General features: G+C 71.3%; 18 protein-coding genes. 16 read left to right on the top strand and 2 right to left on the bottom strand.

Translation table 11 applies throughout. The features are described 5' to 3' along the window. Window positions 1–158: 158 nt before the first annotated feature. Complete coding sequence (locus tag AB0K18_RS47140; RefSeq protein ID WP_364928725.1) at window positions 159–1,628, top strand: antibiotic biosynthesis monooxygenase; 1,470 nt, start codon at window positions 159–161, stop codon at window positions 1,626–1,628. Window positions 1,629–1,677: 49 nt separating this feature from the next. On the opposite strand, the gene AB0K18_RS47135 is transcribed toward AB0K18_RS47140, so the two are convergent. Further along, complete coding sequence (locus AB0K18_RS47135; protein WP_345394304.1) at window positions 1,678–1,914, bottom strand: glutaredoxin family protein; 237 nt, start codon at window positions 1,912–1,914, stop codon at window positions 1,678–1,680. Between the two features lie 116 nt (window positions 1,915–2,030). Between AB0K18_RS47135 and AB0K18_RS47130 the strand changes: the two genes are divergently transcribed. The 13 genes from AB0K18_RS47130 (at window position 2,031) to ccsB (ending at window position 15,399) form a co-directional block, all read left to right on the top strand. Further along, window positions 2,031–2,708 carry a redox-sensing transcriptional repressor Rex gene (locus tag AB0K18_RS47130; protein WP_355415497.1) on the top strand — a complete coding sequence of 226 codons (678 nt, stop codon included), beginning with the start codon at window positions 2,031–2,033 and terminating at the stop codon, window positions 2,706–2,708. Then, window positions 2,705–3,961, top strand: a complete 1,257-nt coding sequence (locus AB0K18_RS47125) for a glutamyl-tRNA reductase (RefSeq protein WP_364928721.1) — start codon at window positions 2,705–2,707, stop codon at window positions 3,959–3,961. Before AB0K18_RS47130 ends, AB0K18_RS47125 begins: the two co-directional genes overlap by 4 nt. Further along, window positions 3,958–4,872, top strand: coding sequence for a hydroxymethylbilane synthase (hemC, locus tag AB0K18_RS47120; protein ID WP_364928719.1), 915 nt, complete (start codon window positions 3,958–3,960; stop codon window positions 4,870–4,872). The genes AB0K18_RS47125 and hemC overlap by 4 nt, the downstream gene beginning before the upstream one ends. Window positions 4,873–4,907: 35 nt before the next feature. After that, the gene (locus AB0K18_RS47115) at window positions 4,908–6,413 is read left to right on the top strand and encodes a bifunctional uroporphyrinogen-III C-methyltransferase/uroporphyrinogen-III synthase (RefSeq protein ID WP_364928716.1); all 1,506 of its coding nucleotides are present in this window, start codon (window positions 4,908–4,910) and stop codon (window positions 6,411–6,413) included. Further along, window positions 6,410–7,393 (top strand): porphobilinogen synthase, encoded by a 984-nt coding sequence (gene hemB / locus AB0K18_RS47110; RefSeq protein ID WP_364928713.1) that lies wholly within the window; start codon window positions 6,410–6,412, stop codon window positions 7,391–7,393. Before AB0K18_RS47115 ends, hemB begins: the two co-directional genes overlap by 4 nt. Window positions 7,394–7,575: 182 nt before the next feature. Beyond that, window positions 7,576–8,205, top strand: coding sequence for a bifunctional DNA primase/polymerase (locus AB0K18_RS47105; RefSeq protein ID WP_364928710.1), 630 nt, complete (start codon window positions 7,576–7,578; stop codon window positions 8,203–8,205). Window positions 8,206–8,256: 51 nt separating this feature from the next. Then, window positions 8,257–9,546 (top strand): glutamate-1-semialdehyde 2,1-aminomutase, encoded by a 1,290-nt coding sequence (gene hemL, locus AB0K18_RS47100; RefSeq protein ID WP_364928707.1) that lies wholly within the window; start codon window positions 8,257–8,259, stop codon window positions 9,544–9,546. Between the two features lie 242 nt (window positions 9,547–9,788). Beyond that, window positions 9,789–10,709 (top strand): LysR family transcriptional regulator, encoded by a 921-nt coding sequence (locus AB0K18_RS47095; protein ID WP_364928704.1) that lies wholly within the window; start codon window positions 9,789–9,791, stop codon window positions 10,707–10,709. A 70-nt stretch (window positions 10,710–10,779) separates the two neighbouring features. After that, window positions 10,780–11,418: a histidine phosphatase family protein gene (locus AB0K18_RS47090; RefSeq protein ID WP_364928701.1), complete on the top strand. Its 639-nt coding sequence runs from the start codon at window positions 10,780–10,782 to the stop codon at window positions 11,416–11,418. A 71-nt stretch (window positions 11,419–11,489) separates the two neighbouring features. Next, window positions 11,490–12,056: a TlpA disulfide reductase family protein gene (locus tag AB0K18_RS47085; RefSeq protein WP_345394325.1), complete on the top strand. Its 567-nt coding sequence runs from the start codon at window positions 11,490–11,492 to the stop codon at window positions 12,054–12,056. Beyond that, a complete protein-coding gene (locus AB0K18_RS47080) occupies window positions 12,049–12,771 on the top strand; it encodes a cytochrome c biogenesis protein CcdA (RefSeq protein WP_364928697.1) in 723 nt (240 codons plus the stop codon). Before AB0K18_RS47085 ends, AB0K18_RS47080 begins: the two co-directional genes overlap by 8 nt. Then, window positions 12,771–14,330, top strand: coding sequence for a cytochrome c biogenesis protein ResB (locus AB0K18_RS47075; protein WP_364928694.1), 1,560 nt, complete (start codon window positions 12,771–12,773; stop codon window positions 14,328–14,330). Before AB0K18_RS47080 ends, AB0K18_RS47075 begins: the two co-directional genes overlap by 1 nt. Further along, window positions 14,320–15,399: a c-type cytochrome biogenesis protein CcsB gene (ccsB, locus tag AB0K18_RS47070; RefSeq protein WP_364928691.1), complete on the top strand. Its 1,080-nt coding sequence runs from the start codon at window positions 14,320–14,322 to the stop codon at window positions 15,397–15,399. Before AB0K18_RS47075 ends, ccsB begins: the two co-directional genes overlap by 11 nt. A 29-nt stretch (window positions 15,400–15,428) precedes the next feature. Here ccsB and AB0K18_RS47065 read toward each other — a convergent pair whose 3' ends face one another. Then, window positions 15,429–15,722: a PLD nuclease N-terminal domain-containing protein gene (locus AB0K18_RS47065; protein ID WP_345394334.1), complete on the bottom strand. Its 294-nt coding sequence runs from the start codon at window positions 15,720–15,722 to the stop codon at window positions 15,429–15,431. 142 nt (window positions 15,723–15,864) lie between these two features. On the opposite strand from AB0K18_RS47065, the gene AB0K18_RS47060 reads away from it, so the two are divergent. Next, on the top strand, window positions 15,865–16,884 hold the full coding sequence (locus AB0K18_RS47060) for a hypothetical protein (protein ID WP_364928688.1): 1,020 nt from the start codon (window positions 15,865–15,867) through the stop codon (window positions 16,882–16,884). Between the two features lie 10 nt (window positions 16,885–16,894). Then, window positions 16,895–17,137, top strand: coding sequence for a hypothetical protein (locus AB0K18_RS47055; RefSeq protein WP_345394340.1), 243 nt, complete (start codon window positions 16,895–16,897; stop codon window positions 17,135–17,137). The last annotated feature ends 77 nt before the right edge of the window (window positions 17,138–17,214 follow it).

Raw genomic sequence — 17,214 nt, 5'->3', positions numbered from 1 at the left:
GGTGCGGCGTGCTCGAACACTCTAGAAATCAACCGGAAAATCCACAATCCACGGAAGTCATGCATGACTAGGCGTAATCGGCCTATACCGTGGTGGACCGACCCGTTCCCTCTTCGGCTACCGGCTGGGAGGCATCGTCCGGCAGCATTGGAGTCACCATGGAGATCCTCGTTGCTGTCATAGCTCTCGCCGGTGCGATCCTGTCCGCGATCGCCGCGGCCGCCCTGATCCAACGCCTGCGCGACGAGCCTGAGGGGTGGTTGGTCGCCTGGACCGTTGCAGTCGCCGGGCTCTGCCTGTCACTCGCCGTGATCGCACTCGGGTCCTTCATGGGCTTCGGCTCCGTCACGTTCCGGATCTACCAGGTGACGGGATCGATGCTGGCGCCCCTGTGGCTGGCCGTCGGGCTCGTGCAGCTGCTGGCCGAGAAGGTGCCGCCGAGGTTCCTCGCGTGGCTGCTCGGCATCGCCCTGACCGTCGTGGCCACGGTCATCATGGTCTGGGACCCGCTGAAGACCGACGACATGGGCAAGTCGCTGCCCACCGCCGCGACCCACTGGAACATCGTCCCCGGCTACCTGCTCACCGGCGTGCACGCCGTCGCCGTGCTGATCATGCTGGCGATGCTGGTCGTGGCCGGGCTGCGATGGCGCAACGGCGACGAGTACGACACCGACAACCTCCACGCCACCGTGGTCATCGTGCCGTCGGGGCTGGCGCTGGTGGGCGCGATGCGGTTCTCCGTGCCGGCCCTGTTCACCACCGCGCTGCTCGCCGTCGCGGGGGCGGCGGTGTGGTACACCGTGCTGCGGCCGCTGGCGCCGTACGAGGACGACGAGGACGACTTCGACGACCACGACGACCGCGACGACCGCGCGCCGCGCCGCGACGAGCGGGCCCAGCGCCGTGAGGAGTTCGCCGCGCGCCGCGCCGATCGCGCGCTGGCCGGCGAGGACGGTCCTGACGAGCGCCCGATGTTCCGCGACGAGGTGCCGGGGCAGCACGGCATGCCGGAGCCGGTGCCGGCCGCCGACCTGCCGCCGCAGCCGCCGCGCAGGTCGTCGGGGCTCGGCGACCTGGTGGCCGAATATCGTGCGGGCGACCGCGAGGTCGACTACGCCTCCCGCATGGCGCCGCCGCCGCCCGACGACGGCCCCTCCACCGGCTACATCATGAACGGCGCACCGCCCCAGCGCCCCGACTACAACCTGGCGCCACCGGCGCCCGCCACCGGCGCGGTCTTCCCCGGGGCCGACCTGTTCTCGCCCGCCCAGCAGCAGGGCGGCTCGGGCAAGCTCTCGCCGACGATCTACGGCATGCTCACCGTCTTCACGCTCATGGACGGCGCGGGCGAGGCCTTCGACCGGCTGGCCGAGGCCACGGTCGAGGCCGTGCGCAGGGGCGAGCCCGACACGCTCGTCTACGCCTGCCACTCCGTGAAGTCGGCCCCGCTGCAGCGCATCGTCTACGAGCTCTACCGCGACGAGGTGGCCTACCGCGACCACCTGCGCCAGCCGCACGTCGAGCGGTTCGTCAACGACCGTCAGGCGATGGTGCTGGCCACCAACGTGATCGAGCTCGACGTCAACGCCGCCAAGGTGGTGCCGCTGCCCACCGTCATGTTCTGAGCCGTCATGTTCTGAGCCGTCACGTACTGAGCCGTCACGTACTGAGCCGTCACGTACTGAGCGCCGCGCGCAGCCTCGCCTCGTCGACCCGCCAGAAGTCGTGCTGCACGCCGTCGATCAGCGTGACCGGGATCATCTCCCAGTATTTCTCCTTGAGCTCGTCGGAGGAGTCGATGCTGACCTCCTCCCACGGGACGCCGAGCTCGCCCGCGACCCTGGCGATGATCTCGCGCGCGTCGTCACAGAGGTGACAGCCGGGTTTGCCGAGCAAGGTGATGCGGTGCATGACGCAACCGTACCCCTGCTGACTTTGTGCATCGGTTCACAAAGGGATTAACCTGAAAGACGGTCCCATTCCGATCACGCGGTCCCCAAGCCGCCCGTTCCCTGGAGCACCGGCACGTGAAGAGCCCGTCCCAGCCCCGTGACCGCGGCATTCCCGAGGCGACGGTCGCCAGGCTCCCGCTTTACCTCAGGGCGCTGCACGGGATGGCCGAGCGGGGCATCGCCACCGTCAGCTCGGAAGACCTGGCGGGCGCGGCAGGGGTCAACTCCGCCAAGCTCCGCAAGGACCTCTCGCACCTCGGCTCCTACGGCACCCGCGGCGTAGGCTATGAGGTCGAATACCTCGTCTATCAGATCTCCCGTGAGCTCGGTCTGACCCAAGACTGGGCCGTCGCGATCGTCGGAGTCGGCAACCTCGGCCGCGCGCTCGCCAACTACGGCGGTTTCGTCTCCCGGGGCTTCCGGGTCGCGGCGCTCATCGACGCCGACCCCGAAATCGTGGGCGACACCATCGCGGGGTTGAATGTTGAACACATCGACGAACTGGAAGCCGTGATCAAACGGCGTGGAGTCTCGATCGTGGTACTGGCGATACCGGCGGCAGCGGCGCAGCAAGTGTGCGATCGCGTGGTCGCCGTGGGCGTGACCAGCATCCTCAATTTCGCGCCGGTCGTACTCTCGGTGCCGGAAAGCGTCGATGTCCGTAAAGTCGACCTATCAATCGAACTGCAGATTCTCGCGTTCCACGAGCAACGCAAGGCTGGGGGGCCACTCATGGCGGTGGACGGTCAATGAGTGTTCTGGCTGTCGGGCTCAGCCACCGGACCGCACCGGTGGGCCTGCTCGAGCGCGTCTCCGTCACCGGCGACGCCCTCGTCAAGCTCCTGCACGACGTTCAGCACGACCCGTGCGTGGCGGAGGCCATGGTGGTCTCGACCTGCAACAGGGTCGAGGTCTACGTCACGGTCGACCGCTTCCACGCGGCCGTCACGTCGATCAGCGAGCTGCTCGGCGTGCACTCGGGCGTCCCGGTGGACGAGCTCATCCCGCACCTCTACGTCCACTATGAGGAGCGGGCGGTCGAGCACCTGTTCTCCGTGGTGTGCGGCCTCGACTCCATGGTCGTCGGCGAGCAGCAGATACTCGGGCAGGTCCGCCAGGCGCTCAAGCTGGCCCAGCGCCAGGGCACGGTCGGCGCCACGCTCAACGACCTGGTGCAGCAGGCGCTGCGGGTGGGCAAGCGCGCCCACCACGACACCGGCATCGACAAGCACGGCGCCTCCCTCGTCACCGCCGGGCTCGCGCTGGCGGGCGAGCTGCCGGGGCGGCGGGCGCTGGTGATCGGCGCCGGCTCCATGAGCTCGCTGGCCGCCGCGACGCTGTCTCGCGCCGGGGTGACCGACATCGTCGTGGCCAACCGCACGTACGAGCGGGGCGCCAGGCTCGCCGCCACCGTCGGCGGCCGGGCGGTCGGGTTCGCCGCCGTGCCGGACGAGGTGGCCGCGGCCGACATCGTGATCACCTGCACCGGCGCGGGCCGGCACATCATCACGCCGGATATGCTGGGCAAACCGGTGTTCCTGCTGGACCTGGCGCTGCCGCACGACATCGACCCGGCCGTGCGCGGGGTGCCGGGTGTCACGCTGGTCGACCTGGAGACCATCCAGGAGTCCGGCATCGGCTCCCGCGAGGGCGACGCGGTGCCCACCGTGCGCCGTCTGGTGGCCGAGGAACTGCGCGCCTACCTCGACGCCGAGCGGGCCGCCAGGGTCACGCCGACCGTGGTGGCGCTGCGCAGCAAGGCGGCCGGCGTCGTCGAGTCGGAGCTGGGCCGCCTGCTGATGCGGGTGCCCGACCTCGACGAGCGGGCGCGCGACGAGGTCGCCATGACCGTCCAGCGGGTGGTGGACAAACTGCTCCACGAGCCGACTGTGCGTGTCAAGCAGCTCGCCACCTGCCCAGGAGGCGATCATTATGCGGAAGCGCTGCGCGAGTTGTTCAACCTGGATCCGAAGATGCCCGAGGCCGTGAGGGAGGTGGAACTGTGACGAGGCCCGCTCTGCGGCTCGGCACCCGGCGCAGCCTTCTCGCGACCACGCAGTCCCAGATGGTGGCCGACGCCTACACCGCGCGCACCGGAGGGCCCGTCGAGCTGGTCGGCATCACCACGTACGGCGACGTCACCAAGGCTCATCTGGCGCAGCTCGGCGGCACCGGCGTGTTCGTCAGCGCGCTGCGCGACGAGCTGCTCGACGGGGAGATCGACTTCGCCGTCCACTCGCTGAAGGACCTGCCGACCACCCAGGACCCGCGCTTCACGCTGGCCGCGCTGCCGGCCCGCCACGACCACCGCGACGCGCTCGTCGGCCTGCACAAGTTCGCCGACCTCGCGCCCGGCGCCAGGGTCGGCACCGGCTCGCCGCGCCGCGTCGCCATGCTCAGCGCCCTGCGTCCCGACCTCGAATACGTGCCGATCCGCGGCAACGCCGACACGCGCATCGGCAAGGTCACCTCGGGCGAGCTCGACGCGGTCGTGCTCGCCGCCGCCGGGCTCGGCAGGATCGGCAGGGACGCTGAGATCGCGCAGATCTTCGAGACCGACGAGCTGCTGCCGGCCCCGGGCCAGGGCGCGCTGGCCGTGGAGTGCCGCACCGACAGGACCGACATCGTCGAGGCCCTGTCCGTGCTCGACGACCCCGCCACCCGCTCGGCCGTGACCGCCGAACGCGCCGTGCTCAACGCACTCGAAGCCGGATGCTCGGCTCCGGTGGGTGCTTTCGCGTTCGATGACGGGCACACTCTGAACCTGACCGCTGTTGTCGTCTCGATAGACGGCCGCGAAGCGGTCCGCAAGTCCGCCGCCGGCTCTCCTTCGGAGGCAGCGAACCTGGGCCGCCTCCTCGCGGCCGAGATGATCGCCGAAGGGGCCGACAGATTGATGGGGGAGCATTCCCATTGAGCTCCGATAGTCCAACCTCCGGTTTCGTCGCGTTCGTGGGAGCGGGTCCCGGCGATCCCAACCTGCTCACGCTCCGCGCCGCCGAGCTGCTCGGCAAGGCCGACGCGGTGGTGCTCGACGCCGAGACCCAGACCCCGCTGCTGCACCACTGCCGCGAGGGCGTCGAGGTCGCCGAGGGCGACTTCGTGCAGCGCGCCGCGCGCGGCCAGCTCGTGGTGCGCCTGTGCGCGGGCGACCCCATGCTGTTCTCCTCGATCAGCGAGGAGGTCGCGGCCTGCGTCGCCGCGGAGGTGGACTTCGAGATCGTGCCGGGCGTGCCGCCCGCGACCGCCGTGCTCACCTACGCCGGCATCCCGCCGGCGAGCGCCGTGCCCGAGTTCAGGGTCGTCGACGCCGCCCAGGAGCAGGACTGGTCCGTGCACGCCGGCTGCAAGGGCACGCTGGTCATCTACAACGGCGTCGCCGACGCGGTGCCCATCGGCAAGGCGCTGATCTCCGGCGGCAAGCTCGACACCACGCCCGTCGCGGTCAGCAGCGGCGGTACCACCACCGAGCAGTACACCGTGGTGTCCACGCTGGGCCGGCTGCAGGCCGACCTCAAGCACGCCGGGATCACCGAGCCCGCGCTGATCGTGGTCGGCGAGGCCGTCGCGCAGCGCGACAAGCTGTCGTGGTTCGAGACCAAGCCGCTGTTCGGCTGGCGGGTGCTCGTCCCGCGGACGAAGGAGCAGTCGCGCAGCCTGTCCGAGCAGCTCGTGTCCTACGGCGCGGTGCCCGAGGAGGTGCCGACCATCTCGGTCGAGCCGCCGCGCACCCCGCAGCAGATGGACCGCGCGATCAAGGGCCTGGTCACGGGCCGTTACGAATGGGTGGCCTTCACCAGCGCCAACGCCGTCAAGGCGGTCCGCGAGAAGTTCGAGGAGTACGGACTCGACGCCCGCGCCTTCGCCGGCCTCAAGGTCGCGGCGGTGGGTGAGGCGACCTCGCGGGCGCTGATCGAGTTCGGGGTCAAGCCCGACCTGCTGCCGTCCGGCGAGCAGTCGTCGGAGGGGCTGGTGGCCGAGTGGCCGCCGTACGACTCCATGCTCGACCCGATCAACCGGGTGCTGCTGCCCAGGGCCGACATCTCCACCGACACGCTGGTGGCCGGGCTCACCGAGCTGGGCTGGGAGTGCGACGACGTCACCGCCTACCGCACGGTGCGCGCCGCGCCGCCGCCCGCGCCGATCCGCGAGGCCATCAAGGGCGGCGGCTTCGACGCCGTGCTCTTCACCTCGTCCTCGACCGTGCGCAACCTCGTCGGCATCGCCGGCAAGCCCCACAACGTCACCGTGATCGCGGTCATCGGGCCGCAGACGGCCAAGACGGCCGAGGAGTTCGGGCTCCGGGTCGACGTCATGGCCGACAAGCCATCCGCCTCCGCCTTGGCCGCCGCGGTGGCCGAGTTCGGGGCCAAGCAGCGCCAGGCGGCGCTGGCGGCCGGCGACACGCCGCGCCGTCCCTCACAGAACCGCCGTGGCGCGAGGAGGAGAGCCAGATGAGCGCGCAGTTCCCCGTCGCCCGCCCGCGCAGGCTCCGCAACAGCGCGGCGATGCGCCGGATGGTGTCGGGCACCAGGCTCGACCCGGCGGAGCTGATCCTGCCGATGTTCGCCAAGGAGGGCATCTCGGAGCCGCAGCCGGTGGCCTCGATGCCGGGCGTCTACCAGCACACCCGCGACTCGCTGCGCAAGGCCGCCCGCGAGGCCGCCGAGGCCGGTGTGGGCGGCGTCATCCTGTTCGGCATCCCGGCGGTGAAGGACGCGCGCGGCTCGGCCGCCGACGACCCCCACGGCGTGCTTCAGGTGGCGCTGCGTGACGTGGTGTCGGAGGTCGGCGACGCGCTCGTGGTGATGGCCGACACCTGTCTCGACGAGTTCACCGACCACGGCCACTGCGGCATCCTCACGCCGTCGGGCGAGGTCGACAACGACGCCACCCTTGAGCGGTACGCCTCCGTCGCGCTCGCCCAGGTCGAGGCCGGCTCCCAGATGGTGGCGCCGAGCGGCATGATGGACGGCCAGGTGGGCGCCATCAGGAGCGCGCTCGACCTGGCGGGCCACGCCGGCGTGCCGATCCTGTCCTACTCCGTCAAATACGCCTCCGCCTTCTACGGCCCGTTCCGCGACGCCGCCGAGTGCGCGCCGCAGTTCGGCGACCGCAGCACCCACCAGCAGGACCCGGCGGGGCCGCTGGAGGAGGCGCTGCGCGAGGTCAGGCTCGACCTGGCCGAGGGGGCCGACGCCGTCATGGTCAAGCCCGCGGGGGCCTACCTCGACGTCATCGGCCGCGTCCGCGCCGAGGTGGACGTGCCGGTGGCCGCCTACCAGGTCAGCGGCGAATACGCGATGATCGAGGCCGCCGCGGCCAACGGCTGGATCGACCGCGAGCGGACGATCAACGAGTCGCTGGTCGCGATCAAGCGCGCGGGGGCCGACATGATCCTCACGTACTGGGCGACGGAAGTGGCGCGCACGCTCTAACCAAGGGGTTTCCCGTCAACTGCTGGGGCCTGTGGGTTAGAGTTGCATGAAAGTGCTGGTGTGTCCCGCGTGTGATGCAGGCGCAAGTCCCTTGCTGCCCTGCGGGGGAGGCCGCCGACAGCGGCCCGCCCACCACCCGGATCCGGGACCTCCTCAGGCGCTGTGACTCGACGGGAGACACCATGGTGGGGGTACCACTGGCTCGGCGTACCAAAAAGCGGTCCCGGCCGACGCGCATCGAGACCGTGCTCGAATACGCCGCCCTGGGCTGGCCCGTGGTGCCCGGCGCCTTCCCGCTGCGTCAGGGGCCGCGTGCGTGCTCCTGTGACCGGCTCGGCTGTCCCGACCCCGGCGCCCATCCGCTCTCGCCCGCCTGGCACATGCAGGCCACGACCGACGCGGCCCAGCTCACGCGCTGGTGGCAGGCCGAGCCCGAGGCCAATGTGATCCTGCCCACGGGCCGCGTGTTCGACGTCTTCGACGTACCGCTCGCCGCCGGCCTGTCCGCGCTCACCCGCATCGACGCCGCCGGGGCACACCCGGGCCCGGTCGCCGCCAACGGCGACCGGGTCTTGTTTTATGTCGCCACTCGCGGCAACCCCGAGGACGAGGACGAGTGGTGGTCCTGCCACCTCGACTGCGACCCGGCCACCATCGAGGACACGCCGGGGCTGCGCTGGCACTGCCGCGACAGCTACGTCCTCGCGCCGCCCTCGGCGATGCCGGGCGGTCAGTCCGTCTCCTGGCTGCGCCCGCCCGACGGCAGGCCGCTGCCCGACCCGCTGCGCATCCTGGAGTGGCTCGCCGACTGAGCCGCGTGCCCGCTCGGAGAACCGGCCGCACCTGCGGCTAACCTGGGTCGGGTGAGCCGTACACGTAACTCCGAAGACCTGTTCGCCCGCGCCCGCGACGTCGTCCCGGGAGGCGTCAACTCCCCGGTGCGCGCGTTCGGAGCGGTGGGTGGCACCCCGCGCTTCATGGTCTCGGGGCAGGGCCCCTACATCACCGACGCCGACGGCAACCGCTACGTCGACCTCATCTGCTCCTGGGGGCCGATGATCCTGGGCCACCGCCACCCGGCCGTGGTCGAGGCCGTCTCCGGCGCGGTGGCGGGCGGCTTCTCCTACGGCACGGCCACGCCGGGCGAGGTCGAGCTGGCCGAGGAGATCGTGGCGCGCATCGCGCCGGTCCAGAAGGTCCGCCTGGTCAGCTCGGGCACCGAGGCGACGATGAGCGCCGTACGCCTGGCCAGGGGCTTCACCGGCCGGTCCAAGGTGATCAAGTTCGCCGGCTGTTACCACGGCCATGTGGACGCGCTGCTGGCGTCGGCGGGGTCGGGGGTGGCGACGTTCGGGCTGCCCGACACGCCGGGCGTGACGGGGGCGTCGGCGGCCGACACGATCGTGCTGCCGTACAACGACGTCGAGGCCGTCGAGGCGGCGTTCGCGGCGGCCGAGATCGCGTGTGTGATCACCGAGGCGTGCCCGGCGAACATGGGGGTCGTCCCGCCGCGCGACGGCTTCAACGCGCGCCTGCGCGAGCTGTGCACGGCCAACGGCGCGCTGCTCATCGTGGACGAGGTGCTGACCGGCTTCCGCGTCTCACGCGCCGGCTGGTACGGCATCGAGCAGGTCGACGCCGACCTGATGACGTTCGGCAAGGTCATGGGCGGCGGCCTGCCGGCGGCGGCGTTCGGCGGCCGGGCCGGCGTCATGGCTCACCTGGCGCCCGAGGGGCCCGTCTACCAGGCGGGCACGCTGTCGGGTAACCCGCTGGCCTGCGCCGCGGGCCTGGCCACGCTGCGGAGTCTGGACGACGAGGCGTACCGCCGGCTGGACGCCGCGGCCACTCTGGTGGGCGACGCCGCCTCGGAGGCGCTGCGCGTGGCGGGGGTGCCGCACCGGCTGCAGCGGGCGGGCAACCTGTTCTCGATCTTCTTCACCGACGCCGAGGTGACGAACTTCGACGAGGCGCGGGGGCAGAACACCGCCGCGTACACGGCGTTCTTCCACAGCATGCTCGACCAGGGGGTCTACCTGCCGCCTTCGGCGTACGAGGCGTGGTTCCTGTCGGCGTCCCACGACGACGAGGCGCTGGGCCGCGTCACGGAGGCGCTCCCAGCGGCCGCGAAGGCGGCCGCCGCGGTGCTGTGATCGGGGGAGCAGGAGCGAGTGGGGCGGTCCGGGTGGCCGCCCCTCGTCACGCGCGGGCTCAGCGGCTCGGCTTCTGGTAGCGGATGCGCTGGTCGCGGGCCTGCTCGGCGAGCACCTTGAGGTACGAGACGGAGCCGGTCTGCTGCTTCTTCTGCTTCAGGATTCTCATGCAACTATTTTCATCCGCTACACAATGAACCACAAGCGAGACTTTCTACGCTAAACGGTTTAGAGTGGCTTACATGTTGGACCTGAACCGGCTCAAAGCCCTTCACGCCGTCCACGTCTACGGTTCGGTGGGGGCGGCGGCCGAAGCCCTCATGGTCACCCCGTCGGCGGTCAGCCAGCAGATCGCCAAGCTGGAGCGCGAGACCGGCGCCAGGCTCGTGGAGCGCTACGGCCGCGGCGTGCGGCTCACGGACGCGGCGGGGCTGCTCGCCGAGCACGCGGAGCGCATCCTCGCCCTGGTCGAGACCGCGGAGGCCGACTTCGAGGCGCTGCGCGGCGAGGTCGTCGGCCGGCTCAACGTCGGCGCCTTCCCCACCGCCGCCCGCGGCCTCATGCCCCACGCGCTGGTCTCGCTCAAGGGCCGCCACCCCGACCTGTGGGTGCAGCTCAGCGAGCGCGAGCCGGAACGGGTGGCCCGCGAGGTGGCGCGGGGCGAGCTGGACCTCGGCGTCGTCCAGGACTGGCTGACCCGCCCGATGGCGCTGCCCGACGGCCTGTCCAAGGCCACGCTGCTCGACGACGTGGCCGACGTGGCCGTGCCCGCCGGCCATCCGCTGGCCGGCGAGCGCGAGATCGAACTGGCCGCGCTGCACGGCGAGCAGTGGATCAGCGGGTCGCCCGGCACGGTCTGCCACGACTGGCTGGTGTTCACGCTGCGCAGCGCCTCGCTGGAGCCGGTGATCGCGTGCTGGGCCGACGAATACCCGACCCAGCTCGCGCTCGTGGCCGCGGGGCTCGGCTGCGCGATCGTGCCCAGGCTCGGGCGCGACTGCGTGCCGGACAGCGTACGGCTGGTGCCGCTGCTCCCGCGCCAGTCGCGGCGCATCTACGCGATCTGGCGCGCCGACGCCGCCCGCCGTCCCGCGATCAGGGCCATGGTGGACGCGCTGACGGAGACGAGCAAGACCCAGGAGAACGCCTGGGCCGTGCAGTGATCCAGCGGGGGCCGTGTCGCAGCGGGCCCTCGCCTGGGCTTCGCGGACGAGCGGATAGGCTGGGCCCACCATGGCTGAAACCACCGTCGTCCACCTGCTGCGCCACGGTGAGGTGCACAACCCCCAAGGCGTGCTCTACGGCAGGCTGCCCGGCTACCACCTGTCGGAGACGGGCCGGCTCATGGCCGAGACGGTCGCCAAGGCCGTCGGCGGCCGCGACATCGTCGCCCTCTACAGCTCGCCGCTGGAGCGCGCCATCGAGACGGCGACCCCGCTGGCCGACAAGCTGGGCCTGGAGATCGTCCAGGACGAGCGCCTGATCGAGGCGGGCAACCTGCTGGAGGGCCGCATGATCGGGCAGGGCCTCGGCGTGCTGCGCAACCCGCGCAACTACCGCTATTTCTGGAACCCGCTGCGGCCGTCCTGGGGCGAGCCCTACCCGGTCATCGTCAAGCGGATGAAGTCGATCATCGACGACGCCAGGGCGGCGGCGCGGGGCCATGAGGCGGTGCTGGTCAGCCACCAGCTGCCGATCTGGGCCATCCGCTCGGCCGCCGAGGGCCGCAGGCTCTGGCACGACCCGCGCCGCCGCCAGTGCGCGCTGGCCAGCCTCACCACCCTCACCTTCGACGGCGATCGGCTCGTCAGCATCGGCTACAGCGAGCCCGCCGGGTCGCTGCAGACGGGGCCGTCGATCCCCGGGGCCTGATGTCCGGGCCGCACGGGCACCCCGGTAGAGTTGCAAGCTCTACCGGTTGTAGTACAAGGAGATCTTCCTCCGTGCGCGCCAACTCCATCTCCCTCCTTCTCCTGGTCGCGCTGGTCGCGGGCTGCGCCGGCAACCAGGGCGGCCAGCCGCAGGCCGGCGACACCCGTTTCGTCGCGGGGGACGGGAAGATGCAGGTGTTCGAGGCGGGTGAGCGCAAACCCGCGCCGGCCGTCGAAGGCCCGACCCTCGACGGTGCCACCGCGTCCCTGGCCGCGCACAAGGGCAAGGTCGTCGTGCTCAACTTCTGGGCCTCGTGGTGCGGCCCCTGCCGGGCCGAGGCGCCCGTGCTCAAGGAGGTCTGGGCCAAGACCAAGGACTCCGGCGTGCAGTTCCTCGGCGTCGACTTCAAGGACCGCCAGGCCGACGCCAAGGCGTTCGAGCGCACCGAGCAGACCGGCTACCCGCACATCTTCGACCAGCCGGGCAAGGTCGCGCTGGCCTTCCAGGGCACCGTGCCGCCCGCCGCCATCCCGTCCACGCTGGTCATCGACAAGCAGGGCCGCATCGCGGCCAGGGCGCTCGGCGCTGTCAAGTACACCGACCTGATGAACACGGTGACCAAGGTGCGCGATGAGTGACGTCGTCGCCTCGGGCTCGCTGCTGCTGGCCGTGCCGATCGCGGTGCTGGCGGGGGTGGTGTCGTTCCTGTCGCCGTGCGTGCTGCCGCTGGTGCCCGGCTACCTGTCCTACGTGACGGGCATGAGCGCCGACCCCAAGCGGGGGCGGCTGGTGCTCGGCACCGCGCTGTTCGTGGCCGGGTTCGGGCTGGTGTTCGTGCTCGGCGGGGCGCTGTTCGGCGGCATCGGCTCGGTCGTGCTGGGCAACGCCGAGATCATCACGCGGGTGCTCGGCGTGCTCACCATCGTGCTCGGGCTGGCCTTCCTCGGCCTGCTGCCCGGCCTCATGCGCGACGTGCGCATCCACCGCATGCCGGCCGCGGGGCTCGCCGGCGCGCCGCTGCTCGGCGTGGTGTTCGGGCTGGGCTGGACCCCGTGCATCGGGCCCACGCTGGCCGTCGTGCTCACGCTCGGGCTCAACGAGGGCAGCGCGGGGCGTGGCGCGCTGCTGGCCGTCGCCTACGCGCTCGGCCTCGGCCTGCCCTTCATCGGCGCCGCGCTGGCCTACAGCCGCGCGCTGCGCACGTTCCGCGCCGTCCGCAAGCACTCGCGCCTGATCACCCGGGTCGGCGGCGGCATGATGGTGGCCGTCGGCGTGCTGCTCGTGACCGGGCTCTGGGGAGAGATGATCGCGGCCATGCAAGGACTGATCGGCGCATTCGAGCCGGTGATCTGATGAGCGTCAAGGAGCTGGAGAAGGAGCAGGCGCCCGAGCAGGCGTCGTTCGGGCTGGTGGCCTGGCTGCGCTGGGCGTGGCGCACGCTCACCTCGATGCGGACGGCGCTGATCCTGCTCTTCCTGCTCGCGCTCGGCTCGGTGCCCGGCTCGCTGGTGCCGCAGCGCGGCGTCGAGCCCGACAAGGTCGCCAGACTGTACGAGCAGAGCCCCACGCTCGCCGAGTGGTACGACAGGTTCCAGCTCTTCGAGGTCTTCACCTCCACCTGGTTCGCGGCCATCTACCTGCTGCTGTTCACCTCGCTGATCGGCTGCATCATCCCGCGCACCACGGTCTACCTGCGCGAGCTGCGCCGCAAGCCGCCCGCCGCGCCGAAGAACCTGTCCCGCCTGCCGCATCACGCCGCCTTCGAGAGCGACCTGGGCGTCGAGCGGGCCGCGGCCCGGCTGCGCAAGCAGCGCTTCCGCGTGGTCACCGGCGACGGCTGGGTGTCGGCGGAGAAGGGCTACCTGCGCGAGACGGGCAACCTGTTCTTCCACATCGCGCTGGTCGGCATCCTGCTCGCCATCGGCGCGGGATCGCTGTACGGCTACCGCGGCAACGTGCTGGTCGTCGAGGGCGACGGGTTCGCCAACACCGTGGCCGCCTACGACCGGTTCATCCCCGGCAGCAGGGTCTCCGCCGAGTCGCTCGAGCCGTTCAGCTTCCAGCTCACCGACTTCAACGTGGCCTACCAGGTCACCGGTGACAAGCGCGGCCAGGCGCTCGACTACTCCGCGCACCTCAAGGTCAACGAGTCGCCGGCGGCGCCGGCCCGCGACTACGAGCTCAAGGTCAACGAGCCGCTGGAGATCGACGGCACGCAGACCTACCTCATCGGCAACGGCTACGCCCCCGTCTTCAGGGTCACCGACGGCAAGGGCCAGGTGGCGTTCGAAGGGCCCGTGCCCTGCCTGATCGAGGACAAGGCGTCCATGACCTCGGGCTGCGTGGTCAAGGCGCCCGACGCGCAGCCGTCCCAGCTGGGGTTCCTGCTGCGCTTCCTGCCGACCAGCGTGCCGCTGACCGACGGCACCCACGCCTCGGCCTTCCCCGGCGAGCTCAACCCCGAGGTGCAGATACTCGGCGCCTTCTCCGGCGACCTCGGCCTGCGCTCCGGTAAGCCGCAGTCGGTCTACGAGCTGGCAGAGCCCGAGGTGATGCGCAAGCTCAAGCCGGTGCTCATGGGCACCGACGCGCCCAAGCCGCTGGCCGTGGGCCAGTCGGTCGATCTGCCCGGCGGGCTCGGCAAGATCGAGTTCACCGGCGTCAAGCAGTGGATCACGCTGCAGATGGCGTACGACCCAGGGCGCTTCCCCGCGCTGCTGGCCGCCGCCACGGCGGTGGTCGCCATCGCGCTCTCGCTCATGATCCGCCGCCGCCGGGTGTTCGTCCGCGTCGCGCAGGGGCGGGTCGAGGTGGGCGGGCTGACCCGCACAGAGGGCTCCGCGGCGGGCTTCGCCGAGGAGTTCGCCGACATCGTGAAGGTTCTATCAGCAGGAGAGAAAGATGTCCGCTGAGCAACTCGCCGAGCTGAGCGACCTTTTCGTCGTCGCAGCCGTGCTGCTCTACGTCGTCGCCATGCTCGGCTTCGCCATCGAGCTGGCCTTCGGGCGGGCGCGGGGCGGGAAGGCCGCCGAGCGGCGGCAGGCCGAGGCCAGGCAGCCGGTCGCCGTGGGGGCGGGCGCCGCCGGCTCGATCTCCGAGGCCATGGGGAGCGGCGCCGGTTCGATGGCGTCCGAGACCATCGCGGGCGGTGCGGTCTCCGAGACCGTCGAGAGCGACGCCGAGGCGGCCGTTCCCGGCGCTGAGACGTCCGCTGCGGGCGCGACGGCGGGCGCCGCGGCACCCGTACCGGCCTCGCCGGTCGCCGCCCGTGCCGGGACGGTGGCGCTCGTGCTCGCCTGGATCGGGTGGGCCGCCAACTTCGCCGCCATCGTCACCCGCGGCCTGGCCGTCGACCGGTGGCCGTGGGGCAACATGTACGAGTTCGTGGTGGCCATCTGCTTCGCCGCCGTGACCGCGTTCCTCGCCACCCAGGTCCGCCACAACGTGCGCTTCCTGGGCGCGTTCGTCATGGTCACCGCCGCGCTCGGGCTCGGGCTCGCGGTCAAGGTGTTCTACACCGCGGCCGGTCCCGTGGTGCCGGCGCTCGACTCGTACTGGATCGCGATCCACGTCACGGCCGCCATCATCGCGAGCGGCCTGTTCACGCTGGCCGGGGTCTCGGGCGTGCTCTACCTGCTGCGCGGCGACGGGCTGTCGCGCCTGCCCTCGCGCGAGGTGCTGGAGAAGGCGGCGCACCGGGCGATCATCTTCGCCTTCCCGGTGTGGACGTTCGCCGTCATCGCGGGCGCCCTGTGGGCGGACCGGGCGTGGGGCCGCTATTGGGGCTGGGACCCCAAGGAGGTCTGGTCGTTCATCACGTGGGTGGCCTACGCCGCCTACCTGCACGCCAAGGCAACGGCCGGCTGGCGGGGCAGGGCAGCGATGATCGTGCAGCTCGTGGCGTTCGGCTGCCTGCTGTTCAACCTGATCGGGGTCAACATCTTCATCGACGGGCTGCACAGCTACGCCGACGTGGAGTGACCCCAAGCCTTCGGAAGGGGGCTCGCCGATCAGGCCACGTCGTCGCCGCGCATCCGTCGTTCGAGGTCGCGCAGGAACTCGGGGTCGTCGTCGGGCCCCTTCGGCGCGCCCGGGCCGGGGGTGACGGGACGGGCCGCGCGCGGCGCGCGCGGACGGCCGCGCGCCATCCACACCAGCCCGCCGAGCAGCGGGATGAGCACCACGACGAGGATCCAAAGTGCTTTTGGTACGTTCCTAACCTCGTCTTCCGGCGTGGTGACGACGTCGAACAGTGAGAAGAGCCAGAAGGCCAGCAGCGCCAGGCCGATAACAACACCTGCCATGCCCCGAACTGTAAGCCATGTTGAGACGTGATCGTGCTGCCTGATGTCCCATTTCGGGTGACTAGCGGAAGATCCGCGTCGTACCGTGGAAGCCGATGCGGCGGTGTCCACGGGGCTCCGAGGGGCGTTGATGAGAGGTGCGATGGCCTTTTCTCACGACAAGAGTCCCGGCGACCGAGGCCGGCATCGGCGTGGACGATGGTGGCGGCGCGGGTCCTATCTGTTCTCCCGGCGCAGCGAGGCGCCTCCCGACGCCGACCGGTCGATCTGGCGTAACGCCCGCGAGCGGGCCCAGGACAGGCGCGCGCGGCGCAAGGAGCTGAAGGGCGCCGAGCGCGGCCGCGAGGCCCGTGACGGCGGGCCGAGAACCGAGCGGCCGTCCTGGCCGGGCGCCGACGCCCCGCACAGCACGGCCGCCTGGGACGCCTTCGCGGTACGCGAACACGGCGAGCAACTGCCCGCGGCCGTCGTCGTCGATCGCCCCCGCTACACCTGGTACGACTTCGAGCTGCCCGACCAGCCGCTCAGAGCCCGCCCCAACCGCCCCGACCAGCCCTCACTGGGCGACGGCCTGCGGCACTGCGGCGCGCTGGAGAAGATCCTGCACCGCCAGTGGGACTCCAGGTACGGCCCGCCGCCGGCCGAGGTGATCCGCGCGGTCGAGAGCCTGGCCAGACTGCCCGACCGGCTCAAGGAGCTGCTCGCCGAGGGCCTGGAGGGCATCTACGTCGGGCCGGGCGGCGTCCCCGACCTCGACGACATGGGCTACTTACGCGGCGCCCCGCTGCCGTCGGGGCGCGCGACCTGGGACATCTGCGCGGGCGCGTACGGCGACAAGAAGATCGTCGTCGGTGACCGGCCCTCGCCCACTCCCGACGTGATGATGCACGAGGTGGGCCACGCGATCGACGACGTGGACTCCGCGTACGGCGAATGGGTCTCCGACTCGGCGGAGTTCGTCCGGCTCTACGAGGCCGCGTCGCCGCTGCTGACCTCGACCTTCCACCGGCAGGGAGGCGGGCTCGGCCGTAAGGAGTTCTTCGCCGACGCCTTCGCCGCCATCGCCTCCCGCCAGCGTCCCGCCCTCGTGGACATGCTCGGTGGCGACACGCGGATGGCGCTCGACATCATGCTGTTCTTCAACCGGCGCTACGGAATCTAGGTGATCGGCGATGTACGTCATCCGGCTCGCGGACGGGACGTTGCGCGTACCGCAGAGCCTGACCAGTCCTGACGGGCGTCTGATCGGCAACGCGTACGTGGAGGTCCAGCCCGGTGATCCCGACTACGAGCAGTGGCTGCCGGAGTCGCTGACCGAGGAGGAGGCGGAGCTGCGCCGCCGGCGCTGGGAGGAGGAGAACGACGACCTGGAGCGCGAGTTCCTGGCCTTCAAGGCGCGGCAGGAGGACGCCTGAGCACACCGCGGCGAAGGGGCGCCCGCGGGGGTACGGAAAGGCGCCAGCCACGGTCGGCGGTTGGCGCCGCCCCAGTG

Source organism: Nonomuraea sp. NPDC049421 (assembly GCF_040677005.1).
In the GTDB taxonomy this organism is placed as follows: domain Bacteria; phylum Actinomycetota; class Actinomycetes; order Streptosporangiales; family Streptosporangiaceae; genus Nonomuraea; species Nonomuraea salmonea.
Note: the sequence above shows the minus strand (reverse complement) of the source record. Positions and strands in the feature narration are given on the sequence as shown.